24 protein-coding genes and 1 pseudogene are annotated in these 26,919 nt (G+C 51.4%); 5 read left to right on the top strand and 20 right to left on the bottom strand.

From position 1 onward, the window contains the following. Positions 1-341: pseudogene (locus CV944_RS18045) on the bottom strand (hypothetical protein); the annotation flags it as partial. Between the two features lie 13 nt (positions 342-354). Beyond that, positions 355-552 (bottom strand): hypothetical protein, encoded by a 198-nt coding sequence (locus tag CV944_RS12460; protein ID WP_063329562.1) that lies wholly within the window; start codon positions 550-552, stop codon positions 355-357. 171 nt (positions 553-723) lie between these two features. Between CV944_RS12460 and CV944_RS12455 the strand changes: the two genes are divergently transcribed. Continuing rightward, entirely contained in the window at positions 724-2,160 is a 1,437-nt protein-coding gene (locus tag CV944_RS12455) for a DDE-type integrase/transposase/recombinase (protein WP_100664278.1), read from the top strand. 343 nt (positions 2,161-2,503) lie between these two features. Here the strand turns inward: CV944_RS12455 and CV944_RS12450 are convergent, their stop codons facing one another. From CV944_RS12450 to CV944_RS12410, 9 genes are all read right to left on the bottom strand, one after another. Then, a complete protein-coding gene (locus CV944_RS12450; RefSeq protein WP_100664277.1) occupies positions 2,504-2,917 on the bottom strand; it encodes an RDD family protein in 414 nt (137 codons plus the stop codon). A 265-nt stretch (positions 2,918-3,182) separates the two neighbouring features. Further along, entirely contained in the window at positions 3,183-4,709 is a 1,527-nt protein-coding gene (locus CV944_RS12445) for a PP2C family protein-serine/threonine phosphatase (protein ID WP_100664276.1), read from the bottom strand. Between the two features lie 6 nt (positions 4,710-4,715). Then, positions 4,716-5,048 (bottom strand): STAS domain-containing protein, encoded by a 333-nt coding sequence (locus tag CV944_RS12440; RefSeq protein ID WP_033010855.1) that lies wholly within the window; start codon positions 5,046-5,048, stop codon positions 4,716-4,718. A 67-nt stretch (positions 5,049-5,115) separates the two neighbouring features. Continuing rightward, positions 5,116-5,469 (bottom strand): ATP-binding protein, encoded by a 354-nt coding sequence (locus tag CV944_RS12435; protein ID WP_100664279.1) that lies wholly within the window; start codon positions 5,467-5,469, stop codon positions 5,116-5,118. A 242-nt stretch (positions 5,470-5,711) separates the two neighbouring features. Continuing rightward, entirely contained in the window at positions 5,712-7,364 is a 1,653-nt protein-coding gene (locus CV944_RS17925; RefSeq protein WP_100664275.1) for a helix-turn-helix domain-containing protein, read from the bottom strand. 188 nt (positions 7,365-7,552) lie between these two features. Beyond that, complete coding sequence (locus CV944_RS12425; RefSeq protein ID WP_100664274.1) at positions 7,553-8,962, bottom strand: phosphomannomutase/phosphoglucomutase; 1,410 nt, start codon at positions 8,960-8,962, stop codon at positions 7,553-7,555. Then, positions 8,913-10,028: a glycosyl transferase gene (locus tag CV944_RS12420; protein WP_100659680.1), complete on the bottom strand. Its 1,116-nt coding sequence runs from the start codon at positions 10,026-10,028 to the stop codon at positions 8,913-8,915. Before CV944_RS12420 ends, CV944_RS12425 begins: the two co-directional genes overlap by 50 nt. Further along, on the bottom strand, positions 10,009-11,196 hold the full coding sequence (locus CV944_RS12415; RefSeq protein WP_100664273.1) for a glycosyltransferase family 4 protein: 1,188 nt from the start codon (positions 11,194-11,196) through the stop codon (positions 10,009-10,011). The genes CV944_RS12420 and CV944_RS12415 overlap by 20 nt, the downstream gene beginning before the upstream one ends. After that, positions 11,193-12,236 (bottom strand): nucleotidyltransferase family protein, encoded by a 1,044-nt coding sequence (locus tag CV944_RS12410; protein ID WP_033011817.1) that lies wholly within the window; start codon positions 12,234-12,236, stop codon positions 11,193-11,195. The genes CV944_RS12415 and CV944_RS12410 overlap by 4 nt, the downstream gene beginning before the upstream one ends. Positions 12,237-12,528: 292 nt before the next feature. Between CV944_RS12410 and CV944_RS12405 the strand changes: the two genes are divergently transcribed. Beyond that, positions 12,529-13,707 (top strand): Gfo/Idh/MocA family protein, encoded by a 1,179-nt coding sequence (locus CV944_RS12405; RefSeq protein WP_100659677.1) that lies wholly within the window; start codon positions 12,529-12,531, stop codon positions 13,705-13,707. Between the two features lie 65 nt (positions 13,708-13,772). Here the strand turns inward: CV944_RS12405 and CV944_RS12400 are convergent, their stop codons facing one another. Then, positions 13,773-14,222, bottom strand: a complete 450-nt coding sequence (locus tag CV944_RS12400) for a (deoxy)nucleoside triphosphate pyrophosphohydrolase (protein WP_100659685.1) — start codon at positions 14,220-14,222, stop codon at positions 13,773-13,775. A 298-nt stretch (positions 14,223-14,520) separates the two neighbouring features. On the opposite strand from CV944_RS12400, the gene CV944_RS12395 reads away from it, so the two are divergent. Next, positions 14,521-15,282 carry a sporulation protein gene (locus CV944_RS12395; RefSeq protein WP_100659676.1) on the top strand — a complete coding sequence of 254 codons (762 nt, stop codon included), beginning with the start codon at positions 14,521-14,523 and terminating at the stop codon, positions 15,280-15,282. Between the two features lie 378 nt (positions 15,283-15,660). Here CV944_RS12395 and CV944_RS12390 read toward each other — a convergent pair whose 3' ends face one another. From CV944_RS12390 to rlmD, 4 genes are all read right to left on the bottom strand, one after another. Next, positions 15,661-17,277 (bottom strand): carbon starvation CstA family protein, encoded by a 1,617-nt coding sequence (locus tag CV944_RS12390; RefSeq protein WP_044743557.1) that lies wholly within the window; start codon positions 17,275-17,277, stop codon positions 15,661-15,663. Beyond that, on the bottom strand, positions 17,274-17,807 hold the full coding sequence (locus CV944_RS12385) for a DUF8052 family protein (RefSeq protein WP_044743558.1): 534 nt from the start codon (positions 17,805-17,807) through the stop codon (positions 17,274-17,276). Before CV944_RS12385 ends, CV944_RS12390 begins: the two co-directional genes overlap by 4 nt. Before the next feature lie 14 nt (positions 17,808-17,821). Beyond that, complete coding sequence (locus CV944_RS12380) at positions 17,822-18,112, bottom strand: CC/Se motif family (seleno)protein (RefSeq protein ID WP_044743559.1); 291 nt, start codon at positions 18,110-18,112, stop codon at positions 17,822-17,824. Positions 18,113-18,880: 768 nt separating this feature from the next. Beyond that, a complete protein-coding gene (rlmD, locus tag CV944_RS12370) occupies positions 18,881-20,269 on the bottom strand; it encodes a 23S rRNA (uracil(1939)-C(5))-methyltransferase RlmD (RefSeq protein ID WP_100664272.1) in 1,389 nt (462 codons plus the stop codon). Between the two features lie 235 nt (positions 20,270-20,504). Between rlmD and CV944_RS12365 the strand changes: the two genes are divergently transcribed. Both CV944_RS12365 and CV944_RS12360 read left to right on the top strand, forming a co-directional pair. After that, on the top strand, positions 20,505-20,921 hold the full coding sequence (locus CV944_RS12365; RefSeq protein WP_033011350.1) for an Rrf2 family transcriptional regulator: 417 nt from the start codon (positions 20,505-20,507) through the stop codon (positions 20,919-20,921). An 83-nt stretch (positions 20,922-21,004) separates the two neighbouring features. Then, entirely contained in the window at positions 21,005-21,880 is an 876-nt protein-coding gene (locus tag CV944_RS12360) for an SDR family oxidoreductase (RefSeq protein WP_033011346.1), read from the top strand. 254 nt (positions 21,881-22,134) lie between these two features. Here the strand turns inward: CV944_RS12360 and CV944_RS12355 are convergent, their stop codons facing one another. The 4 genes from CV944_RS12355 to CV944_RS12345 all read right to left on the bottom strand — a co-directional run bounded on the left by CV944_RS12355 (position 22,135) and on the right by CV944_RS12345 (position 26,676). After that, on the bottom strand, positions 22,135-23,604 hold the full coding sequence (locus CV944_RS12355) for an alanine/glycine:cation symporter family protein (protein WP_100664271.1): 1,470 nt from the start codon (positions 23,602-23,604) through the stop codon (positions 22,135-22,137). Between the two features lie 364 nt (positions 23,605-23,968). Then, the gene (locus CV944_RS17500) at positions 23,969-24,133 is read right to left on the bottom strand and encodes a hypothetical protein (protein ID WP_013144211.1); all 165 of its coding nucleotides are present in this window, start codon (positions 24,131-24,133) and stop codon (positions 23,969-23,971) included. A gap of 43 nt (positions 24,134-24,176) precedes the next feature. Beyond that, positions 24,177-26,315, bottom strand: a complete 2,139-nt coding sequence (locus tag CV944_RS12350) for a heavy metal translocating P-type ATPase (protein WP_100664270.1) — start codon at positions 26,313-26,315, stop codon at positions 24,177-24,179. Further along, on the bottom strand, positions 26,308-26,676 hold the full coding sequence (locus CV944_RS12345) for an ArsR/SmtB family transcription factor (protein ID WP_063330603.1): 369 nt from the start codon (positions 26,674-26,676) through the stop codon (positions 26,308-26,310). Before CV944_RS12345 ends, CV944_RS12350 begins: the two co-directional genes overlap by 8 nt. Between the last annotated feature and the right edge of the window lie 243 nt (positions 26,677-26,919).

Genomic DNA, 26,919 nt, shown 5'->3' with positions numbered 1-26,919 from the left:
TGGGTTTTGAGCACATCTATTTTACCCAAGGAGTCCGGTTCATGTCTCCTTTTTTGTTTAGTTGTCAATTTATGTAAGTGAATTTGCTCATCTACAGTTAATAACTCAAAAGGAACACGCCCATTCGTTATTTCTTTTCCGTAACGTTCATATTGCTTTCTTCTTGCTTCTTCTACTCTTTTCCTTATGGTTTCCGAAGATTCCGAAACCCTCGTTTCTTTGGTGAAATCAATGACTTCCAATGATAATAAAACATCCATCCGGTCATAAATCGGCCCGGAAACACGATTTCGATACGCTTGAATTTGTTGAGGGGCAATCGATGGCTCTCTGTTAAACATCACAATCACACCCTTATTTCAATTTTTCAATCTCTTCAATCGGCAGTTCGGTTAATTCGTGAATCGTTTGGATGTCGTACCCTTTTACCAACATCTTTTTTGCAATTTGTCGCTTTTCTTGTTGTAATCCTTTTTTTACACCCTCTTTTAATCCTTTTTGCTCATACGAAATTAACAATTCGAGCACTTGTTCTTTTTCTTTCGTTTCCATCTTGTTCACCTCGTTTCGTAATTGGGTATTGTCAAAAGTTTATCCTCCACACTCACTGTTTTTCATTGAGTTTCAATGGTTGGAATAAAAAAAAAGCTTGCCACCCCCGTTGTTTTCGGCCATCATTGAGGTAACCCCACACCCAACACCCAAAACAAAGGAGTGACAAGCTTGTTACCTCAATTATTAGCCTATTTGCTCGAAATAATCAAGTCCCAACATCAAATCATTGTCTATTTAATTGGTGCCTTATTAGGAAAATCCTTAAGCCGCAAAGACATGGACGAACCGGTTCGAAAACCGTACCGAAAACTTCAAGTCGATGACCTTCCCATCATCGATGTCCCAGAAACACTCGACTACCGGCAGCTTTTAGCCGACTACGAAGCCCGGCACGGCCGTCCGTTGCCGCCGATCCAACGCCGGGACAACGCTAAACACCGTGTTCCGGATTCGTTGACGTGTCCCCGTTGCCAGGCGCCGTCATCCTACCTGTACGCCAACAACGGCGGAAAAGGGCAGTACCAATGCAAAGTGTGCCAATGCCGGTTCAACCATCGAAATCGGTTCAAAAAGCAAGCGGTCTTTCGTTGCCCGCACTGCTTCCAAACGCTTGAGAAAATCAAAGAACGCAAGAACTACTACATCTACAAATGCAAGAACAACGACTGCCCGTTTTACCAAAAGAACCTTCGCCGGATGAGCCAAAAAGAACGCCAACGGTTCCAGCAGAACCCTCAAGCCTTCAAGGTGCGGTATCGGTTCCGTGAGTTTTTGTTTGACTTTCAACCATTGGCCCCATCGTCGCCGAAAAAGCCAAAGGTCGATTTGTCTCGTCTGGCGGTGTCGTCGCACACCCTCGGACTCGTGTTGACGTACTACGTTAACTATGGGATGTCCTCCAGACAGACAGCCGGAATCATGAAGGATGTGCATGGCGTGTCGATCTCCCATCAGACGGTGCTCAACTACGCCAATAGCGTCGCGCTCATGATTCAGCCATTTGTCGACCAGTTCCCGTACGAGCTGTCCGGCTCGTTCTGTGGGGATGAGACGTATATTCGCGTGAAAGGACGCTGGCATTACCTGTTTTTTATGTTTGATGCCGTGAAAAAAGTGGTGTTGTCGTATCGCGTCTCGCCCCACCGGGATGCGTTGTCGGCCATCCGCGCCATCGATGACGTCCTGCGAAAGCTGCCGTCCATCCCGGACGATTTGTCGTTCGTCGTCGACGGCAATCCCATTTACCTGCTGGCGCAGCACTTTTTTGCCCAGCACGGGATTCCGTTTGACGTCCGCCAAGTGATCGGACTGACCAATGAGGATCCGGTGTCCGAAGAGTTCCGCGCGCTCAAACAAATCATCGAGCGATTCAACCGGACGTTTAAAGGCAACTATCGGCCGACTCACGGATTTGGCGCGGAAGAAGGCTCGGTCTCCTTTGTCACGCTGTTTGTGGCGTATTTCAACTTCCTGCGCCCGCACGGTGCACTCGAAGGCCGGGTTCCTGTCGTCATCCCGGAGCTCGCCGATCTGCCCCATATGCCGGCCCGGTGGACGAAGCTGATCGCCATGGCTCAAGATTTCCTCCAACAAGAGGCAGCCTAACTTTTTTGTCCGCCGGAGCCCATGGATCAGAAGAACAGCCGGATTCGGCGAAGCGAACCCTTGACCAACCGAACCTCGTCAAAGGTAAAATTCGGTAAGGGCAAGGGCGGCTTTCCTATGCCCTCTTTTTTGTCCCCATCGCCCTTGACGTCCCTTTCACACCTTTGGCGGGTGTTGGTCAAGGGCGAATCCGGCTCCAAGGATGCCTTACGATGCTCCATGGGATGGCGGATGTGGAGTTTTCATAAAACTTTTGACGCTACCTAAGTTATTACCTCAATAGATTAATTAATCTTTGTAAAAACAGCGGGCCTCCACTCGGAAGCCCGCCTTTTTCCATTGTTTACACCGTCGGTTTTTCCGTTGTCACATACGTCCCAGCGATAAAATCGTGAATCGACCGTTTGTCTTCTCTTGCAGCTACCATAATCGCACTAATAATGAGACCAATGCCAAACGTGATAAAGTATACGAGTCCGCCAACAAACGAACGCAAAAACATCGTGCCGATGCCGACTTTGCCGCCATTCACTTTCGCAATCCGGATGCCAAGCATCCGCTTGCCGACCGTATATCCGTACCAAACAGCCGGAACGATTAATGCGTACAGGATGTTCGCTAACGATGTAAACCAGTTCGTTTCCCAACTGCCCGTGATCCAATAGCCGACAAGCGAAATTGGAATACCCACAACAATGGCGTCCAACAAATTCGCCAACAGCCGCTTCCAAAATCCAGCCGGATTCGTCACCGCCATATGCCTTCCCTCCTCGTGCCTTTTCTATATTGTATTCGCAATCAACGGTGTAATTGTCTTTATTTTAACCTAAATTGTGGAAAGGAATCTATACTATAGTTTGGTGTTTGCCGCCATCATTGGGCGGCAGGAGTGAATGCGTCTTTTCACGATCCGTAAAAAAGATAGCCCAAAAGGCCATTTTTGCAACCGAGACACAGTTGGCTGCCGCGCCGTTTCATACATAAAGGAGCTTGTGAAGCAGATCAAACGGCTTTTCTCCCGCTCAGCCAAGTTTGGCCACCACCGCCGAAAAATCGTCCGGAAGTGGCCCTTTTTGCGCAAAATGGCGGCGCAGATGGTCCAAAAGCACCTGCTCGTCCAATAAAATATGCGGCGTTAGCGCATCGCGGAACGCTTCAATCTTTTGCCGGACAGAGCCCGTTTCCCCTTCGATCGCCCCGTCGGAATACAACACAAGCGTCGCCCCCGGCTCGTAGCGCAACCGGCCGCTGTCGACAAAAAGGCGCGGAAGCAGCCCGATCGGCGCGCAGCCGCGGTCCAACTCCGCCACCGTTCCGTCCGGTTGGAACAAAAACCCCGGCGGATGGCCGGCTGATGCATATTCAATCATCCGTTCCTTGACATCCACAAGAACATACACGGCGGTGAAATAATACGTCATCCGCCCGTTTTCATGGTACAACTGGCGCATATGGCGGTTCAACTCGCGAAACACTTCCGTCGGAACGATCCCTTTGCGGATGACGCCGTTTAAGAGCGAGCGGACCGACATGCAAATGAGTGAAGCCGCTGCCCCATGACCCATCACATCCATTAAAAAAATGCCGTACCGCTGTTTGTCAATCGGATACCAGGCGTACATATCGCCACCCAGCTCCCGCGATGGGATGTACGTTCCGGCAATCTGGATTCCTTTGGCCGACAACGGCTTGCTCAACACGCGCTTTTGCACCTCGCGGGCCAGCCGCAAGTCATCTTTCATCGCTGCGATGTATCGGTTCTCATAAATTGGACCGGCAAATAAAAACAAGTAAAACGCGATTCCTCCATCATGGCCGGGCACAGCCCGCACCGTCGTCTGCCTGACATAGACCGAACCGTTTTTCCGCCGCCAGCGCACCCACCCCCTCCATTCTCCACTTTCCCCAGTTCCCGCTTGAATCACCTCATAAAGCCAGGCCTCGTAATAACCCGCGTAAAGCGTATGCAGCGGCTGACCGACAATCTCTACACCATGGCCAGTGATTTTTGTGAACGCCGGATTGACAAACTGAACGACAAACTGGCCATCGGTTACGAGCATCGCCTGTTCCATCGCTTTGTACACTTGTTCAGCGAGCTGCCGTTCATTCTCGTTTCGCTTTGCTTCTGTCAGATCAGCGACAACTCCGCTGACGAGCCTCACTTCCCCGAATTGGCCAAGCACAGGAAACGTCCGTTCAAGCACCCAGCGGACGGAGCCATCCCGCTGATTGATGATGCGATACGTTTGGGCACCCGCATCCGCCCCCGAAAGAAGCGACCATTTTCTTTCCGCCTTGGCGCGGTCATCCGGGTAGGACACTTTTGCCCATATGTCTTGATCGCGGTAAAAGTCGTCCGGAGGCAGGCCGTACAGCTGCTCGCATGATGACGAAATGAACAAGAGCCGCCTTTGTTCCGGCGCTGCGAGCCAATAGACATAGTCGCCCGGCCCAACAAACACATTCATTTTTTCTAAGCCGAGAAGCAGCTCCCGCCACGCGAGGTGGTCATAACGTTGAACATATTCCCAAAACCCATCCATCATAGAACGTCATTCTCCACTGAAATAATCCATGGCTTCCTTCTCTGTGGCAAATAGTTTGATAAACGAAGAAAATTTGACAATATGGAAAATTTCTGCAAGCGACCCTTCCACTCCGGCAATGACCAACTCTTTTTGTCGGGCTCTCGCCTCCATGACGCTGTCAGCGATGACACCGAGTCCGGCGCTGTTTATGTAGTTGACCCCCTCCATGTTGACGATCAATTGGTCCGCTCGTTTGTCCAGCAACCTCTCCAGCGCTTGACGGAATGATTCGACGTTGTTTAAGGTAATATCTTCTACCCATGTCAGCGTGCAAATTGCCCCTTGTTTTGTCTCCATCTTGTTTCCTCCAATGGTCACTCATTTTTTTGCATTTGCACATGCAAAACAAGACGTTGTTTCCTGCTCACTTCACGTATACATCATCGACGATATGGGTGATCAGCTGCAGCCCTCTGCCACGCGGCCCTGTGTTGACGACATCGGTTTGGGCTACGGAGAAGCATCCTCCTCGCTGTTTGACAATGATCATAAACTGTCTCGCATCAATTTTCCAAAATATCCTAAATGGCAGTTTTCTCGTTTTTTGACAATATTCATACGCATTCGTGCACGCTTCCTCTGTCGCGAGCCGAAGAAAAAGGCAATCGCGCGGCAAAAACCCCATTCTCTTCGCCAGTTCCTCGGTAATGTCCATCGCTTTTAAAATGTCCGCCGTTTTCATGATCGCCATCGTTCGGATCATGGTCCTGGGCTTCATCGGCATTCCCCTATCCTTGTTATGCTTATGCGCCGGCCAAAGCAGCATGGCAGCTTTTCCACTATCCCACGTTCCAGCGCTGGGGAAAACGAATTCGAATGCTATTTTTCTTCTTTATTGTTCCATCTATCGAAAAATAGTTCTTATTTACTACAACTCATTATAATACAAAATGGGGTTCATTCCAATTTCCTACATCCAAAAAAAAGACATCATGGCACCCATCGTCCAATGATGTCCCCTTAGCAGCGCTGCCGGCGGTGGTTTAGTTGATACACAAGGGCGATCAACTGCGACCGGTCATTGACGCCAATTTTTTGAAAAATGTTCGTAATATGATTTTTCACGGTATGGACGCTAATGAACAGCCGTTCTGAAATTTCGCGATTGCTGCAGCCTTGAATGAGCAGCTCCAATACATCCATCTCCCGGGCTGTCAACTGCTCGGACAACATGTCGATATTGACCGTCCCATCATTCTCACCGTGGGCCTTGCCGCTGATCATCATCGCCCCAATCGCGGCCAACGCCGTCATATACACTTCCGCCTCTTTCGCTTCCCTTTCTTTCTTTATATGAACGGCGAGAACGCCATAGCGGCCATCGCTGACGAAAAACGGCACTTCCATCACCGATTTGCCCTCGACATGAAGCAGCGCCGGCACCTCGCTTTTCGCCTTCTCGCCGTGACAGCCATAGCGACGGCAGACATCATCCCGATAACGAACAGCCATTTCTACGTCCATCGCTCCTTCGCGGACAACGGCTGTTTGGCCATCGCTAGACCATACCACGCAGACGAAATCGCCGTAAGCGAGCTCCGCGGCGAATTCGGCCATCATCCGGATGATGTCTTCCTCCTTCTGCACAACACGCATGGCCCGTCCAATTTCCACCAACATCGAAAGGCGCATCAAATGGCGGTCCATTTTCATATCGGCCTCTGTACATTTAGCCAGAAGCAGCCAATGTTGAACGAGGGCGGAGCCGACCGAACGAAGCGCCGCTGGCAGTGAAGAGGACGCCTCGCTGCCGATCATGATCCATCCTTCCACTGCTTTCCCGTACGTCGCCGGATACGCAATCATCGCTTTCGGACGGATGCCATGGCGAACAAAAAAGGAAAAGCGTGGATCCAAAGCGGCATCTTGAACGTAAACCGAACGAAGCGGCGGCTCCGAAGACGAAAGCGGCGGAAACAACGCATCGATCATCTTGCCGCGCAGCTTTCCGGCCTTTTCCCCGCTTGCCGCCGCCACCATCCATCCTCGCGGACATTTGGCGATATACAACGCCATATCGACGCGTTCATCGAACGCCCGCAACTCAAAAAGCAGCTTGTCCACGTCCGCTAGGGCAGAGCTGTCCGTGACCACTGCTTCGAGCCGTTTTCCGTATTCACAGCATTGTTGCTTGCGGCGCTCGCCGCTGATTAATTCCCCACATATGACCGCCATCTTTTCGATATCTTTTAACTTCGCTTCGACCGCCCGCGCCGGCAACGCCGCCGCCTGTTCGATCGCTGACGTCCATTCTCCAGTGTCCATCAGCGGTTGTTCGCAAATGAGCCATTTCGTTTCTTCCTCGATAAACACGCCCGCCCAAATCCAATATTCCGCCTTCTCATCGACAAACACCGGAGCAACGATGCTCTTCATGCCAAAACGCCCGACCGGCACGACCGATGGACGCTGCCATCCGTCCATGACAAGCTCCTGCGGGCAGAAAAACGATGGCGCTTCCCTTTCAGCGGCAAACAAAACGAGCTCCGCCAGCTCGGTCATATTCGATACTTTCGTCACGGGAGCGCCGTGATCATCGACGATCAGCATGCTCAACCCCGTCAATGCCGCGTATGCATCTTGAATATATTGCAACGATTCACAGATCACCACGCCTTCAACTCTCCTACAATACATTTTTATCCTTATCTATTATGGACAAACCATTTGCAAGAAATCAAGCATGAGCCCCCTCACAACAAAAATAAACCGGCGTGGGATCCCTACGGACGACCCACGCCGGAACGAATCTTTTGAAACGGACAAAGGGCGACAAGCGCAGACCATTCGGAGAAAAGGCGTCACCAGTCAATGCGCAATTCAAGGGTGGCGAGGCAATCAGCCAGCTGCCGCTTAATCTCCGCCAATGCAGCCTCCGTCTTGGCTTCTGCACGCAACACAAGAATCGGCTGCGTGTTCGACGGCCGCACCAACCCCCAGCCGTCTGGGAACTGGATGCGGGCGCCATCAACGTCAATAACCGGATAGCGGCCAGCGAACCGGTTTTTCACCGCGGCAATGGCAGCTGGTTTTTTCTCTTCCGGGCAAGCGACGCGCGTCTCCGGCGTCGCGGCGTACCGTGGCACATCGGCAAACCACTCGGACAGCCGGCGCTCATCGTGAGACAGTAATCGAAGCAGGCGCCCAGCGGCGTACAGCGCATCGTCATAGCCGTAAAACTCATCATTGAAGAACAAATGGCCCGACATTTCACCGGCAAATGGAATCTCCGGGCGGCGGCGCAGCGTCGCTTTGACGTGCGAGTGGCCGGTGCGATGGAAGAACGGTTTCCCGCCAAGCCGTTCAATTTCCTCAACAAGCGCCTGCGAGCATTTGACCTCAACCGGCGCCTCGGCTCCCGGATGACGCTCGAGAATCTCACGCCAGAACAAAATCATGAGCTGATCGCCCCAACGGATCGCACCCGTTTCATCCACGACTCCGATCCGGTCGCCGTCGCCGTCAAACGCAATGCCAAGATCGGCCTTCTCTTTGCGCACCGTTTCAATCAAATCCGTCAAGTTTTCCGGCACGACCGGGTCCGGATGATGGTTCGGAAACGTTGGATCGGATTCGCAGTAAAGCGGGATGACATCGCACCCCCACTCTTTGAGCACTTGTGGCGCAATGACCGATGGGGTGCCGTTGCCGCAGTCGACGACGACCTTCAGCTTGCGCGGACCGAGCTTAATTTTCTCCTTCAACATCTTGATATAGGCCGGAGCAAGGTCAAGCGTTTCCTCGCGCCCGCGCGCTGTTTCAGGACGCGGCTGTTCCTGGCTGAGCCGCTCCATCGCCCGCCGCAGCGCTTGGATGCGCTCGCCATAAATTGTCGTTTTTCCCATGGCGATTTTAAATCCGTTCTCATCCCCTGGGTTATGGCTGGCGGTGATGATCATGCCGCACGGGATGTTCGTATAGTGCAGGCTATAATAGAACATCGGCGTCGTCGAAAGTCCAATATCGACGACATCGCAGCCGCCATCGAGCAGCCCATCTTTGAGCGCCCGATGCAAGCCAGGCGATGACAGACGATTGTCATGACCGACAACCGCCCTCTTCTCTCCTTCCTTTTGCATCATGTCGGCAAAGGCCCGTCCGAGCCAATACGCAAACGGCTCGTCAAGCTCCTCGCCGGCGCGCCCGCGAATATCGTATTCCTTAAACACGTGTGCCGGCCATGCGAACGGTTTCGTTGTTGACGTATTCATCGACAACCACCTCCACCGAAATCGATTGAGCGATTGCTGCCGTTAATAAGTAAGATAGCGTCGACTCTGCCCCCCGATTCGGGTTCGGGCCGTTTGGACCAAGCCCATCACAACAGCTGCCATCGCTTCGGTCAGCCAATGGAACGCGGCCGTCATTGCTTCCATAAAACCACGCCAGGCAGCGGCGGACAACGTCGCGATACCGCTTATCTTCCGTCGCCCAATACGCCTCGCGCGCCGCCAGGGCGAGCTTCATCACATCAAGCGGCTGCTGATCCCAATCGGCGCGGTAGCGGCGGCTGCACCAGCCGCGGTTGCCGATCGGGCGAATGACGCCCGCCGGTCCGCTCATCTTCTCGATCAAAAAGTTGAGGCTTTCTTCCGCTGCCTTTCTGACCTCTTGTCTTGGCATGCGCCGGTACGCCATCCAAAGCGACCACGGCAACACCCCGTTGGCGTATGTCAGCTCCGGTTCGTACCAGCGCCAGCTGCCATCCGCGTGCGTTTCGTAGGCCTCAAGCAGCTGACGCTCAAACCGCCCCGCCAACGCGGCCAACTCCTTCTTGTCAACGCCGGGCACCCCCTCCTCTTTAAGCAACCCGCTGCACGCCGCCAGCCCCCAAGCGATGCCGCGCAGCGAGCGAAGCTCCCATGCCGCCGGCAACGCCCGCCTCAACATGTCCGCAGCCGCCTCGCGCCGCGCCGCGTCATCCAATTGCCTATACGCGATCGCCGCCGCCCAAAACGACCGCCCGAAGCAGTCGTCTGAGGGCGTCTCTTCCTCTTTCGTCCGATCGAAGAAAAAGTTGTTATGGAACGTCCCGTCATCGTTTTGCGCCCAAAGCAAAAAGGCCAAATATCGGTCAAGCAGACGATACAGCCGCTCCTTTGTTTCTTGATCGTCGAGCAACGCCAGCCACTCGAGGCACGCCCATATGGCGCGGGCGTTGTCATCGGTCGAATACCCTTCGCGCCGCCGCGGAATGCGGCCGAGGCTATGCTCGAGCAGCCCGGTGTCGTCAGTCATGCGCTCGAGATGGTCGAACTTAATGACTGACGAAGCCAACCGCCTTCACCTCCCCGCGTTTTGCGGCGCACACGCGCTCAAATAAGGCGACATGCTGTTCGCCGACGCGCGGCCAATGCGTGTTCGCCCCAATTTGGCGCACGGTTTCTTCCCAGCGTTTTAACGCCGCCTCATCGGCCAACAGCTGCCCAAGCCGCTCTTCCCATCGGGCGGTATCGCCATACGGCAACAGCAGCTCCTCGCAGCCCCGCAACAAATCGCGCGCATGCTCATACGGGGTCGAAACGACCGGACGGCCGACGCCGACCGCATAGGCGAGCGTGCCGCTTGTGATTTGCTGCATGCCCGGGTACGGGGTGATATACAAATCGCACGCCGTCAAATAATCAATCAGCTCTTCTTCGCTGAAATACCGGTCCTCCATGCGGACATGGCCGTCGAGTCCAAGCCGATGAATCAACGCTTTCAGTTCATCGCGGTACGCCTCGCCCTCCCGTTTTTTCACTTCCGGATGTGTTTGGCCGGCGATGACATACAACGTGTCCGGTACGCGGCGGATGACGCCTGGCAGCGCGGCGAGCACCGACTCGATTCCTTTGCCGCGGCTTAACAGTCCAAACGTCAACATCACTTTGCGGCCGCTAAACCCGAGGCGCCGGCGCAGCGATTCGCGGCTCTCGCAGCTCGGCCCCGGGGCGCCGTGCGGAATGTAGACGATTTTTCCTTCCGGCAGGCCAAACGCTTTGACCAAATACGGAATCGCCTGCCGGTTCATGACGATGATCGCATCGCTTGCCGCCGCGATTTTTTCTTGAATCGGGCGGTACGGCAGCGGCGGGTCGGCAAACACCGTATGGAACGTCGTCACAAGCGGTTTTTCTAGCGCGGCGATGAAATCAAGAATGTATTCCCCCGCCTCGCCGCCAAAAATGCCGAACTCATGCTGCAATAAAACGATGTCAATGTCGCTTTCATTCACCCGTTTGGCCATCTCGGCATAAGCGGCGCGGTTTTGCGCCGGAAGCGGCCAATACGCCGGGTTGTGGCGATAGGCGTCATCGCCGTCGCTTTCGTTGTACAACACGATGACGCGGTCGCCATCAGACGGGCCCCGGACGCCGTCAATGCTTTGTCGCAAATGTTCCGTAAACGTCGCCAGCCCGCACCGCCGCGGCGGGTACGTGCTGACGTAGGCAATTCGAATCATGCTTGCACCGCCTCCTTGAACTGATTAATAATCGAATCTTCGAACACTTCTCCCGCCGGCGTCACCGTCCGATAGCCGAAAATGCTGTTTTGCAACCGGCTGCGGTCGCGGATGACAGAGCGGTCCCAAACGATGGTTTGCGCGCAATGGACGCGGGCGCCGATTTGGCAGCGGTCACCGATGACCGCATTCGGGCCGATCACAGCCTGCGGTCCGATTTTCACATGGTCGCCGATGAGCACAGGCGGTACAAACAAGACGCCCGACCCAATCTCGACATGTTCGCCGACAAATACCCCTGGCTGGATTTCACGGCCTTTCAGCGGAACCGGAAACTCCCGGCTCAGCGCATCCCAATGCACTTGGCGGTAGCGGGCCGGCGTTCCCATATCGCGCCAGTATCCGTCACTGACGATGCCATAGACACCGACATTCCTTTCGATCAGCAGCGGGAATGTTTCACGCTCGATCGACACTTCCCGCTCCGCCGGGATATAGCGCATCACCTCTGGCTCCAAAATATACATGCCGGCGTTGATCCGGTTCGATGGCGCTTCTTCGCGGCGCGGCTTTTCGATAAAGCGCAAAATTCGCCCGCTGTCGTCTTGTTCTACTACCCCATAGGAAGAAGGATCGTCAACCTCCGTTAAGACGATGGTCGCAAGCCCGCCGTGTTGGCGGTGGAAATCAAGCAGGGGGATCAATTGCGGCAAGTGCACGATGTCGGCGTTAAACACAAGAAAACGTTCATTCAGAAAACGTTCGGCATTTTTAATCGCCCCGGCCGTTCCGAGCGGAGACGGCTCAAGCGCGTATGTAATGTTCACATTGAAACGTTTTCCGTCGCCGAAATAACGGCGGATCACGTGAGAGCAGTGATGGGCAGCGATGACAAATTCGTTGACTCCTTGGTCGCGAAGATGAATGATGAGGTGCTCAAGCCATGGCCGATTCGCAATCGGGGCCATCGGTTTGGGGATGTTTTCGGTCAATGGACGAAGACGTGTGCCTAATCCTCCTGCCAGCAACAATGCTTTCATTTCGTCATCCCTCCATACGATTTTTTTCACAAAACTAGACACGATTCTTGATGGATGAACGAGAAAATGAAAGTGATTCATAGATTGCTAGCACTCGGCTGTGATGGTTGCTAATAATAATATACATAATATTCCTTCTGTTGCGCAAGCGAAATGATTGTCGGATGGTGTCGATGAGGAATGATTGATGCTTGCAAATTTCAAAACTTTCATTTTCTCGTTCTTCTTTTTCTTTGCGGTATAATGAACATCGTTAATGCTATATATATGTGAGGGAGGAGGAGAATACGCCATGATTTCTTCATTTTTCCGTTACCGTGTCGGCATCGCCGGCGCCGGTGCGTTCGCTGAATTTTTAGCCGGCGCGCTCGCCCCGCTTCCTTCCTTTCAGCTTGCTGCCGTCGCCGGCCGAACGGACGCAAAGCGCCAGCGCGTCATCGACGCCTATCGCCGCCGTCAGCCGCAGGCGGGCGACGTGCGCGAATACCGCGAAGCTGAACAATTGATCGTTGACCCGCATGTTGACATCGTCATTCTCACCACCCCGCCGCATTTGCACGCCCCGCTTGCCGAGCGGGCGCTTGAGGAAGGAAAACATGTGCTGCTTGAAAAGCCAGGCGGCCTCACCGCCGAGGCGTTGCGGGCGAACATCCAGCTCGCCGCCCGCCAAAACCGGGCGTTGGCGGTCAATCTCGTCCTTCGCTACCACCCGCTCGCAGAAGCCGTCAAGCAACTCATCCACCGCGCGCTTCTTGGCCCAGTGGACTACGCAAGCCTTCACAACGCGGCTCACCGCGTCGCCAAAGGCCATTGGTTTTGGGACGAGCGGCGAAGCGGAGGCATTCTCATTGAACACGGCGTCCACTTTTTTGAAGTCGGCCGCGATTGGTTTGGCGAAGCGGTTTCCGCGCACGGATTCGCGCTTCAGGAAACAGACGGCACACGGCCGCGCGTCGGCGCTACGGTGATTCATGAAGGCAACGGACGGCGCATCCCCGTCCATTATTACCACGGCTTTACGATGGACCCTGCCGCTTCAGAATCGACGCACTGGGACATTCATACGAAACGCGGCCGCATCGTGCTTGACGGCTGGATTCCGACGCAGCTGTCCGTCTCCGGCCTCGTCACTGACGAGGAGGCAGCCTGCATTGACGCCTGGCTTGACGCCATCCCGACAAAGCCGTCGGCTGACGCTATCGAACAACTGCAGCAAGCGGCCGACCGGCTGTTGCCGCCCACGGAACCTTCAGCCGCTCCGCGCCGCCCATACGAGCGCACTGTGGTGCTCTCGGACCGCCACGGGTGGTACGAAGCGATCGCTCAAACGCGCTTTCTTGATTTTTGCCGTTTGATCGAGAACCCGAGCTGGCGCGTCCTCGTCACCGCCGAAGACGCCGCCGCCGACCTCTCCTTGGCCGAAACGTGCACCGTGACGGATAAAGCAGTCGACCCACTTGACATCCGCTAACTGCTGACACCAAAAGAGCCTGGTGCGGCCACATGGCAAACGGCCGCAACCAGGCTTTCTTCACCTCAATCGTCGATAGATCTCGGTCTCATCAGAACGTCCAAAACGCCCTTCTGCGCTTCCCCCTCAACCAACAACGCCTCAACAGTCGGAATGTCCGCCGGCGCCCACTCAAGCGAGCGCAATGCTTGAAGCGGCACCCACCGAAGCTCGGCATGCTCCCGCGCCCGCGGCTCTCCATCGACTAAGCGGGCTTCATACGTCCGCAAATGCACGATGGCGTGTTCATACTCATGGAACACATCAGCCAACAACTCACCGACCGAAATGGTGCAGCCAAGCTCCTCGCGAATTTCCCGAACTAAAGCCGCTTCTGGGCTTTCCCCTTCTTCCACTTTGCCTCCAGGGAACTCCCAAACGTTCGGCAGCGACATATTTGACCCTCGCAATGCGCATAAAACATCTCCCTGTTCATTGCAGATGACTGCCCCAACGACGTGGATAACCCGTTTCATTGCTGATCCGCCTTTCTCATCCATATGCGCTATTTTAGCAAAAACCGTCTTGTTTTCCAAAATAGTGGAACTCCCTTAGGCATTATGTTACCCTTAACAATGGATAAACAGAAGAAGGAAGGGATAGCGGATGATGAATTGATCAGCCTTGGTGTCGTGGGCGGCCACATATCAGAAAACTTAATCGACAGCGGTTATGTTCTCATCGTCTATAACCGGATAAAAACATGGAACCTTTTTACTAGACGCTGCGTATTCCCAGATGAGGAAGAAACTAATCAACAAGGGGGAGAATCGATTGTTCAAAAAACTGCTAAGCTCCATCGGCATCGGGTCCGCTACGGTCGATACGAAACTTTCCAAAGCGCAATACGCCCAAGGGGAAACGGTCGAAGGAGTCGTCGAGGTTCGCGGCGGCAGCGTCGAACAGCGCATTGATGAAATTTATCTAGCCTTAGTAACGACGTATATTCGCGAAATCGATGATAAGAAAGTCGAAGAAAAAGCCGTGCTCGCCCGATACAAAGTGTCTGACTCGATGACAATCGGGCCGAATGAAACAAAAACGATCCCGTTCCAATTCGCCTTGCCATACGACGTACCGGTCACGCTCGGCTCTTCCAAAGTGTGGCTGCAAACCGGCCTTGACATTAAAATGGCGCTTGATCCGCAAGACCGGGACTACCTCACCATCGAACCGCACCCGCTCGTCACAGCGTTTCTCGAGGCAGCCCGCCAGCTGGGATTCCGCCTCCGTGATGTGCAATGCGAACAAGCACCGCGCTATTGGCAACGGCGGCTGCCGTTTGTCCAAGAGTTTGAATTCAAGCCGGCAAGCGGACCGTTTAAAGGCCGACTTGACGAACTGGAGGCCATTTTCTTTGTCTCCGAGCATGGGGTTGAAGCCATTTTAGAGATTGACCGCAAAGCGCGCGGGTTTGCTGGATTGCTTTCCGAGGCGCTTGACATGGACGAAACACTCGTCCGTTTCACCTATGGGCCGAACGATATCGCATCGTTGCCGCAATTGCTGGCCAATGCCATTCGTCGACATAGCTGAACCGAAAAAGCAAAAGGGGCCATCGGCCTCTTTTGTCCCATAATGAAACAGGTCAACCACTTGACTCTCTCGCGAGTTTTACGCCATTACTGTTTTGACGAACATAGAGCTTTTTTGAGCGAGGAAAGCAGGGGGAACTTACACCGTCCATTTGACCATGAACAGTCCCAACTAACCGCCATGTGTCGCCATCTTGTTCAAAGACAAGGCACAAGCTCTGCCAATAATACTGACGTCTTCTTCACCGTTACAGAAAACTTATAAAACTTTTATAAAGCTCCTAGCCCCCTCCTCTCCCCCTCTAGAACAAATCCCCCTTCAATAGACAACCGTCTACCGAAAGGGGATGTTCAGCAACTCCAGCATCACCTTACTCTATTACGCTTTGACCGTCGTATCTTTATCTTTCGGTTTCGTAAAGGAGCGATACGCTTCAATGACGAGGAAGATACACAAGACAAACAAGATAAACCCACAAACCACAAGGAAAATATTTCCGTTTAAGAAATTCGTTCTCATGAAGACGAGCAATGCAGAAAGCGTCACAATAAACATAAAGATCATCGGGATGATCGTAAACCACGACTTCGTCCCTTTTTTTACAAGCCAGACGCTGACGGCCAGCAACGCCAACGCACCAAGCATTTGGTTAGCAGAACCGAACAGCGGCCATAAATCGCTCCACGTTCCCGAGAGCGCCAGCGCCGCCGCACCGACGACGATCACTCCTGTTGCTATATGAGGGTTGGCAAACGTCTTGGATCTTCCTTCCGCAAACTCTTGCACACCGTATCTCCCAAGCCGTGTCGCTGAATCTAACGTTGTCATGAGAAAAGCTGAAGCCGCCAGAGCGACAAAGGTCGTACCTGCTGCTTCTGGGATTCCGAAATGGCTCATAAAATACCCAAGACCGGCAGAGAAAGCCGGAATCGGCCCACCCAGCTCAACGAGTCGCTGTGTGAACTGCTCCGTCGTCAAATACGCTACCGAGCAGACAACAATCACCGCCAAAAATCCTTCAATCAACATCCCACCGTAGGCGATAAAACGGCCGCTTCGTTCGTTGTCGAGCTGCTTAGCTGTCGTGCCGCTCGCCACCAAGGAGTGGAAACCAGAAATCGCGCCGCAGGCAATCGTAATAAAGAGAATCGGGAACAACGGACCTAACTTCTCATTGTAAAAGCCGGTGAATCCGGCGAGCTGAAGCGTCGGATTCGCAAAAAGAATGCCGATAAACCCACCCAATATCATGCCATACAACAAATACGAGTTCAAATAATCACGCGGCTGCAAAAGCAACCAAACCGGCAACACGGACGCCATATAAGAATAAATGATCAGGAAAAACACCCAAAACGTCGCGCTCATTTTAATCGGGAACACCATGCCGATCCAAACGCAAGCAAACATGACAATGACACCAATGATGCTCGCCAACACAAAATTGACGCGCACTTGGTTGACAAAAAAGCCGAACAACATCGCGACGAGAATAAACAGTATGGAAGCAGTCGCTGCCGCCGGAACGTTGGCAAACGTATCGGCAACCAACACAATAAACACGCCAACAACAAGAATAATGGTCGCTGTAGAGAACGATAAAAACAAGGTTTGGCCGCGCTTGCCGATATACTCTTTAATGATCGTGCCGATCGACTGTGCCTTGTGTCGGATCGATGCTTGCAGCGAGGCATAGTCATGCACCCCGCCAAAGAAAATGCTTCCTAACACAATCCACAACACAGCCGGAATCCAACCGAATACCGCCGCGGAAATTGGACCGACAATCGGACCGCCGCCAGCGATCGTAGCGAAATGGTGTCCAAGCAAAACGGGCCGATTGGTGGAAACATAGTCCTTCCCGTCCGCCATCTCCACGGCCGGCGTCGTCCGGTTTGGATCCACGCCGAGCTTGCGGTCAAGATACTTGCCATACGTAAAATAAGCGACAATAAAGGCAATCGCTGAAATTAGCAATAAGGCCACCGCGCTCATAGGCTAATTTTATCCTCCCTCATTAGAGTTTCGATCGACTTGACAAAAGACCTTCCCTTCGGGTGAATATGCACGTTTTTTTGATTAGGATGGAGAATGGCGATATACGTCTCAATCCACCCATGCCAGCCGAATTTTAAAAACTTCACTTTTCGAAACCTCCTCACCTCCTTCAAAACCGCGTCATCGAGCTTGCCATCGGCAATAATCAGACCAAGCACAATCGTGGACATATGTTCTGTATGTTCTTGAATAAATTGATGCTTATAGTGATCAATGACATCCTGAAATCGCCTGACAAATGGTAACGAGACGGGTTCGTTTGCGACAGTCGCAAAAACAAGTTGTTGATTTTCCACGCCGTACACTTTCATCTTTTTTGTTACCATATACCGTTCGTCTCTCCGCTTGTAGTGGGCAATAAACGCGAGGGGGAAATCGCTGATTTGTTCATCGCGGTATACATCAAAATATAACGTGAATTTGTTCGCTAACTCATGGGCAAAACGGGTCAACCGATCTCCCACCATTCGTTCTCCCCCCTTTAAAAATATTTGAGCCCTTCCACCCGAATCGTTTTAAAAAAGGGTGGACCAGTCAGTTTCACCTTCAGATGGTTTTGTTTAAACTCCAGACCTTTTTCTATAAAACACGTAATCCCGTGTTGAACAATCTTTTTGTAAAGGTTTTCATTTTCAGGTTTCTGAAATTCAATCCACACTTCCGATGCCGGAACACAACAATGGTTCGCTTGGAACTTTGAAATGGTCAACACACTTCCTTTCTGCCTCAGCCATTCCCTGGCCTTATCATCGATGCAAATAGAGTAATCCATCATTCATCCCGCCCATCAGCATCTTATTGTTTTTTCTGTATATTCTATACAATTATATTATACATTAGTTTTATCTAAAAATATACCCCTTTTCTTTCCCCTATGCCAAGGAGTGATTTCATCGAAAACATGACGCAAAAATTAATGAGCAAACCTTGTTGTTTAGAGTTCTCCAAAACTAGTGGCTAACAAACAGCGATGGCGAGAGGGAGTAAAACGTTTGATACCCCCTTTTGGCGGCATTCTCAGCAGCGATACCGGGCGATTCAAAGGCGATATCCCCCTCTGCCGTCGATTCATAGCATTGGTAATATCCATGACGGTGCAAGGGAGGGAAGGGTTTAACAGCGGGGACACTGTTTCACGAGAGGGAAGTCATTCTCTTTCCCGCGATCGGCATACGTTTGGACATCAATGCTGAAGTCATGAAATGGTACCACGCCCCCCTCCTTGAAACGAATCGAAATCTCTGTCCGGAATCATTCACAAAAACTTAGCACATTCCTTCAGAAAAGGGGATAGGGCTTTCTGAAAGAATGTGCAAAAAGGAGGCTCAAAAGCCTTCCTCGGTCGTGATGCCGAGGTTGTCTTTGTGGATAAACTCGGTTTTCAGTTTTTTCACCAATTTCTGTGCTTCTTCATCTTCTACTTTCGCTTCGGCAAACGGCTTTTTGTTTTTTCAATCGCTTCATCGTTAATATCACACACCGACACGTCAATCCCTATAAAAAAGCCCGATTCCCTCTGGTTAAGGGAGCGAGCTTTTCCTCATGATGATTTCACAAGCAACGCACAGCACTCGACATGGGCCGTATGCGGAAACATGTCCACCGGCTGGACGGTTTTCAATGTATAGCCGAACGAGACTAGCTCCGTAATGTCTGACGCAAACGTCTCCGGATTGCACGAGACATACACAACCCGCTCCGGCCGCGCCCGGCCGATTTTGCGCATCACCTTCCCGCCCGCCCCCGAACGTGGAGGATCCAAAAGCAGCAGCTCCGGCCGCCCGAACTGTTCCAACACTTCATCAATCCCGCGTCTTGCATCCCGAGCCAAAAAGTACGTATTATCAATGCCGTTGTCTTTCGCGTTTCGTTTCGCCGACTCGATCGACGTTTCCACAATTTCAATGCCCGCCAACGCCTTCACCCGCTTGGCGAACGGCAAGGAAAACGTGCCAACCCCACAAAAGAGGTCAATCATTTTTTCGTGTGGCTGCGGGTTTCCCATTTCCAACGCTAGCTCGACCAATTTGGCCGCCTGCACCGGGTTCGTTTGGAAAAACGTATCAAACCAAAGACGGTAGCGGAACCCGCACAATTCATCGTAAATGAAATCCCGTCCGGCCAGCACGTGCGTTCGTTCCGCCTGGGTGCGGTCGGCCCACGCCCGATTCTCCAGCCAAAGCAAACTTTTCACGTCCGGGAGCGCCTTCGTGATCCGCTCCGTCAAATCAGCCGCCGCTTCTTTCAACTCCCCTTCCGGCGCCTCGGTCGCAAAGAGCGCCACCATCACCTCTCCTGTCGCAAACGACTCGCGCACCATGACGTGGCGAAGCAGCCCTTCGTGGGTATCTTTGTGATAACCAGGCAGCTGGTGATCGCGCGCCCAACGCGCCACCTCCATGGCAGCTTTAACGATCCGTTCACCGGCAATGAGGCATGTCTCCAACGAAATGACTTGCCGGAAGTTCCCTCGCTCGTGCAGTCCAAGCAACCCTTCCGGAGAAAACGTAAACTCCATTTTATTGCGGTAATGCCACGGATGTTCCATGCCAATCGTATCGCGGACAACGCCAGGGTCAAATCCGTGCTCTTTCAAGAGCGTCTTGACATGCTCCGTTTTATGGCGCAGCTGCCCTTCATAGCGCCAGTGCTGCCAGACACAGCCGCCGCAGCGGTCAAAGTGCGGACACGGCGGATCGAGCCGCTCTGGATGCCGCTCGATCACTTCTTCCACTCGGGCATGGGCCCTCCGGCGTTTCGGCCAATCGATCAAAACCCGCACCTTTTCACCAGGAAGCGTGGACGGAACAGTGAGTTTGAGCTTTTTTCTCCTCCCTTCTTCTTCCTGCCAAACGACCGCTTGTCCCGCTCCTTTTTTATCCAACTGATGAATGTCCGTAATGAACGATTGTTTTCCGCTGTCTGTCAATGGCTTTCCTCCTTCCGAGATGAACGATGTTGTCACCCTTTATGTATTGTACACGATCAGTGGACGAATCCAAAGCACCTTTCCGTCACGGCGTCAACCCCTCTTCTCTCCGGCGCGGCCTTTGGCGGGGATTTATCCCTTTCCGACCGGAAGCACGATTGATCCAAAACTGCCAGCACCAAAGTTGACTTTTCCTGAAGATATAACTATAATGGTTACAACGGTGGTGTTTTACGTGAAACAAATTAGCACACGATTTTCGATGGCCGTGCACATCCTTTGCTTGCTTGCGACCAGCCCGGCCGATTGCACCGGAGATTTCATCGCGCAGAGCGTCAATACAAACCCTGTCATCATCCGTCGAATTATGGGCATGTTAAAAAAAGCGGGGTTGGTTGACGTCCGCCCCGGAGTCGGCGGCGCTTCGCTACGCAAACCTCCCGACCAAATCACGCTGTTAGACGTGTATCGGGCCGTCCGTGTCGTGGAAACGGATCAACTGTTTCGCATCCATGAACATCCGAACATTCAGTGCCCGGTCGGGCGGAATATCGAGGCGGTTCTGCAAGCCGAACTGAAAGCGGCGCAGGCGGCCATGGAAGAGCGGCTTTCGCAAACGACGATCAGCCGGCTGATCGCTCAATTTCAATAATAAAAGCTCTTAACAGGGCTTTTATTTATACATCGGTTGTAACCAAACTGGTTATAACAAAACAAATGAGGAGGTCTAGGCGTATGAACATATTAGTCACCGGGGCAACCGGAAAATTAGGAACGAAAGTCGTCGAAACGCTGTTGAAATCCGTGCCGGCTCACCAGCTGGCCGTCAGCGTCCGCCAGCCGGAAAAAGCCGAACATCTTCGGGCCCGCGGAGTCGACGTTCGCCATGGCGATTTTGACCGCCCCGAAACGTTGGAGACAGCCTTTCAAGGGATTGACCGGCTGTTGATCATCTCCACCGACGGAGACAACGAAACAAGAATCCGCCAGCACACAAATGCCGTCAACGCCGCCCAACGCGCCCAAGTCGGATTCATTGCGTACACAAGCCTGGCGAATGCGAATGAAAGCCGGCTCGCCTTGGCCGAAGTGCATCGGGTGACGGAAGAAGCCATCGCAAACACCGGCATTCCGTACTCCTTTTTGCGCAACAACTGGTATTTGGAAAACGAAATCGGAACCGTTCAAGCCGTCCTCGCCGGGGCGCCTTGGGTGACATCAGCCGGGACAGGCAAAGTCGGCTGGGCCCTTCGCCAAGACTACGCCGAAGCCGCCGCTGCCGTCCTCGCCGGAGATGGCCATGAAAACACAATTTACGAACTTTCCGGCCCCCTCATGACCCAAGAAGAACTCGCCGCCGCCCTCGGCGCCGTCTTAGGCAAAGACGTGCCGGTGCAACAAGTCGACGATGCTGCCTATGCTGATATCATGAAAAAGGCTGGTTTGCCCGATCCGCTCGTGTCGTTTCTCGTGGACATTCAACGCGGCATCCGCGAAGGCTCCTTAGAAATCGAAAGCAACGACTTTGAAAAACTGCTCGGCAGACCGGTGACGCCGATTCACGACGCGCTGGCCCAACTTGTTCGTGACCTAAAGGGGACAACCCATTAATTTCCACAAAAACCGGCCCTGCGGCCGGTTTTTTTACGAAACAAACTTCCTCCCCCTCTCCCCTTTTCCATCTTCCCGACCGCCATCCCCGTCAGCTCATCAACCGTTTCGTCATCATCTCCTGTTTCCAACCTTTTTTTCAATATCTGCTTTGCCTAACAGGATTCCAAAGCGGCCATTCCCAGGATGCCGGACGCACAAAAACGGTGTCCCGAACGCAGCGGGACACCTCCAACTCTACAACGTATGATGGCTTATAACGCTTGTTCCTTCTTTTCGTCCACTCTCGTATACCCATTTTCCCAGAACGCCGCGTTCTTGATCCCGTATTTTGACGCATTGAATTCCGGATCCTTGCCTTGCTTCAGCTGCTCCTCATAATCTTTTAGCGCAATATAGGCCGGTTTAAACAACAACAAGATCGCGATCAAGTTGAGCCACACCATGATGCCAAGCCCGATGTCGCCCATCGCCCACGCCGTCGTCGCCGTTTTGACCGTTCCATAGAAAGTGGCGGCCAAAAAGATCACTTTGAGGGCAAAGAAGGCCGTCCCCCTCTTTTCACTGCGCACCAGATAAGCGAGGTTCGTCTCGGCAATATAGTAATAGGCGTACATCGTCGTAAACGCAAAGAAGAAAAGGGCAATCGCAATAAACGCCGAGCCAAACCCCGGGAAGAGGGTGTCCACCGCCGCTTGCGTATACCCTGCACCCGGTTCTACCCCTTCAAGGTTGACGACAATCGGCTCCCTGGTTTTTTCATTAATGACATTATACTGGTTAGTAAATAAAATCATCAGTGCCGTCGCCGTCACGACCAAGAACACGTCCAAATAAATCGAAAACGCCTGCACAAGCCCCTGCTTGGCCGGATGGGATACTTCCGCCGCCGCTGCCGGATGAGCGCCTGTCCCTTGACCAGCTTCATTGGCGTAAAGGCCGCGTTTGACGCCCCACATCACGGCCGATCCAAGAATTCCGCCAAACACTTGATCAGCGCCGAACGCGCTTTTGAAAATCAGGCCAAACACATCCGGGACTTTCTCAATATTCACCGCAATGATCGCAATCGCGACCAACAAATAGCCAACCGCCATAAACGGAACGACAATTTCCGCCGTTTTCGCGATCCGCTTCACTCCTCCAAAAATCGTAAAGCCAAGAACAGCGATCACGAAAATTCCCGTCACCAATTTCGGAATGCCAAACGCATTCGAAAAGCTGTCGGCAATCGAGTTTGCTTGAATTCCCGGCATCAGCACCGCCATCGAGAGAATGATCGCCGCGGCGATCACCACCGCAAACCATTTCCAGCCAAGGCCTTTTTCAATGTAGAACGCCGGACCGCCGCGGTACTGTCCATCTTGTTCCTCTTTATAAATTTGCGCCAGCGTCGACTCGACATACGCGGTCGCCGCTCCGATAAAGGTGATCACCCACATCCAAAAGACAGCGCCCGGCCCCCCGTACGCAATCCCCGTCGCCGTCCCTGCCACGTTCCCAACGCCAATGCGGCCGGACAACGACATCGTCAACGCCTGGAAAGAAGACACCCCGGCCTCAGAGCCCTTCCCCGTCGTCACAAGCCGGATCATCTCTTTCACGTGGCGGATTTGCAGGAAGCGGGTGCGAATGCTAAAATACAAACCACAACAGACAATAAAAGCAATTAAGAAAGGGCTCCACAGCCACCCGTTCACCGTTTCCACGAGCTTTTCAATCAATCCAATCCCTCCTATGCCAGCTGATTACTTTTGTTGTATAACACATAACCAAATAATATTATAAATACTACACACCTCTGTTTCAATAATTTTTTTATATATCATTCTTTTCTGCATTTTCTTTATATTTCCTGCGCTTGTCCTCGTGTAGAAAAATGAACGACTTTCTTCGCTTTTTTAAAAATAACTTTGAAGCCCAAAAATGATAGATGAGGCAAGACAGAGAAATCCGCCTCGAACGATCCCCTAATGCCAGTCCTTGAGGCCTTGAGCGCGAGCCCCATCTCCCCCAATGATCCCCATCTGAATCGCCGCAAACGCAAAGCCGAACACACAGAACAGCGTGTTCGGCTTTGGCTTTCCGTTACATATAACCGATGAGAAACACGACAAAACCGGCCAATCCGACCGATGCGACGAAGAGGCCAAAGGCGATCCGTTTGGCGGCTTTGCTCTTTTGGACAACACCATACACGAACAACACGATCGACATGATCAACAAAAGCAAAATGAGAGACGAAATGCTCACGTTCAGCGCTCCTTATCATGCACTGCCACTTGTGGTGAAGAGCCTATTCTTTAACTTTTAGCAATCGCATGCTGTTTAATGTTACGATTAATGTTGCTCCCATATCGGCAAATATCGCTAACCATAGCGTTAACCAACCAGGCACAATTAACAGTAATGACAATGCCTTAATCCCTAAAGAGAAAGTAATGTTTTGCTTAATAATCGCTAAAGCTTTGCGGCTCAATTTAATCGTATATGGCAATTTGCTTAAATCATCAGACATTAAGACAATATCGGCTGTTTCTAAGGCTGTATCGGTTCCAGCACCACCCATTGCCACACCAACGGTTGAAGCTGCAAGAGCTGGTGCATCGTTCACACCATCTCCAACCATCGCAACACTTCGATACTTGTCGCGAAGCTCTTTGATGAAATTCAGTTTATCTTCTGGAAGTAAATCGGCTTTAATATCGGAAACGCCGACTTGTTTTCCGATGGCTTCGGCTGTTCTTTGGTTATCCCCTGTCAACATTACCGTTTTTTCAATACCGACTTGATGAAGTTTTCGAATAACCTCTTTGGATGATTCTCTTATTTCGTCTGCCACGGCAATTAACGCCAGAATTTCTTTTTCCGTCCCTAATATCATGACCGTTTTCCCTTGTGTTTGAAGGGTTGTAATTTGTTCTTTTATTTCTGATTGGATGCCATTTGGAAGAAGTTCTTCAAAAAGACCTGGACTTCCGACATAATACATTGCGTTATTTACTTTGGCTTTGACCCCTTTACCTGTAATGGATTGGAATTCTTCAACCGATACATCATTAAAATTCAATCCATCTTCTTCTGCTTTTCTTATAATGGCGGAAGCAAGTGGATGTTGTGAGCCTTTTTCAATGGCTGCTGTAATGGTCATTAGTTCATTTTCATCGCCCTTATAAGTGACCACATCGGTGACGGAAGGAACACCTTTTGTTAATGTTCCTGTTTTATCAAAAGCAATCACTTTTAAGTTTCCTGCTTCCTCTAAATAAATACCACCTTTAATTAACACACCGTTTTTCGCTGCATTTCCAATGGCAGTTACAATCGAAACAGGCGTGGAAATAACCAACGCACACGGACAACCAACCACTAATACAGCTAGACCTCGATAAATCCATTCGCTCCAATCAGCACCCATAAATAATGGAGGAATAACGGCTAGTAAAAGAGCAAAAATGATAATGGCTGGTGTATAGTATTTGGCAAAACGATCTACAAACGCTTGAGAAGGTGCTCGTTCTGCTTGAGCTTCTTCCACTAAATGGATGATTTTCGAAAGAGTTGTATCTTCCACTCGTTTTGTCACTTTTACTTCCAATAACCCTTCTTCATTCAATGTTCCTGCAAAGACTTCATCACCGACTGTTTTGGTTACTGGAACACTTTCTCCCGTAATGGCAGCCTGATTTAATGTAGATGTACCCTTGATGACGATTCCATCCATCGCTAATTTCTGACCAGGCTTTACGATCATAATATCTCCGACTTGAATATCGTCAACAGGGACCATCATTTCTTCATTTCCGCGACGAATTAATGCTTCTTTTGGAGCAATATCCATCAACGATTCAATGGATTGACGAGCTTTATCCATGGAATAACGCTCTAAGGCTTCGCTAATGGCGAATAGAATAACAACCGTTGCACCTTCTCCCCATTCACCAATCGCTGCAGCTCCTAAAATCGCCACTGTCATCAGCGTATTCATATCAAAATTCAATCGAACTAGGTTTTTGAAACCTTTTATAAATAACGAATATCCACCGATTAAAATTGCTGCAGCATATCCAATTGTCGCAAAGATATGCTCTTCTCCGTATTGCTTCCCTAAAAACCAACTGATCACAAGCAAAACGGCGGAAATATACACTTTAATGTTCTCTTTTTGCTTCCAAAAAGGTTCACGCTTGACTGATTTTTCTTTATCTTCCCGAACCTTTAAGTTTTCAAAAGCTCCTGCTTTTTCTAATTCTTCGATGGTTGTTGTACCCCAAACGGTAATTTTAGATGCTCCAAAGTTTACTTTAGCATCTTGAACACCTGGCAATGATTTTACATTATTTTCAAACTTTGCCGCACAGTTTGCACAAGTAAATCCTTGAACACGGTAGGTTTTCGCTTCTGATTTAGATAATTTTGCTTGTTGTTCAGACACAGACTTTCACCTCTTTCTCATGTACTAACGCAATCATGATTAACTGCTTAATATGGTCATCATCCAGCGAATAAAATGCTAGCTTTCCTTCTTTTCGATACTTTACAATCCCTTGTTTATAAAGGGTGCGTAAATGATGGGAAGTGGTTGCAACAGAAGCCCCAATGATATTGGCAATATCACATACACATAACTCTTTATCTTGGCAAAGTGAATAGACAATTTTTGCCCTATTTTCATCTGCCAGTGCTTTAAACAACAGGACAACACTGGATATATCTTCTTTTTGCAATTCCCCTTGTATTCGATTGACTTTTTCTTCGTCATAACAATAAATTTCACATTTATCTTTCTTACTCATTCATTATCCCCCTTTCATATTCAAATTTCCGTTCGAATATATTATACCCCATTTCTTTTATTATTCAAGTATTTATTTGAATTAAAAACTGTAGATGAGCATTTTTCATTACAATAATTTCCATGGTTAGAGAGACAAACAGGATACCCCTTACGCGATACGGAGCTGTTTTTTGATCACATCAATGGGAATATCTTGCTTTGCAGCGTCATAAATGAACTCGACGACGCTGTGGTCTTTCCG

Source organism: Geobacillus sp. WSUCF-018B, from assembly GCF_002809985.1.
Classification (GTDB): Bacteria; Bacillota; Bacilli; order Bacillales; family Anoxybacillaceae; genus Geobacillus; species Geobacillus thermophilus.
This window is presented reverse-complemented; position numbering and strand designations above follow the sequence as displayed.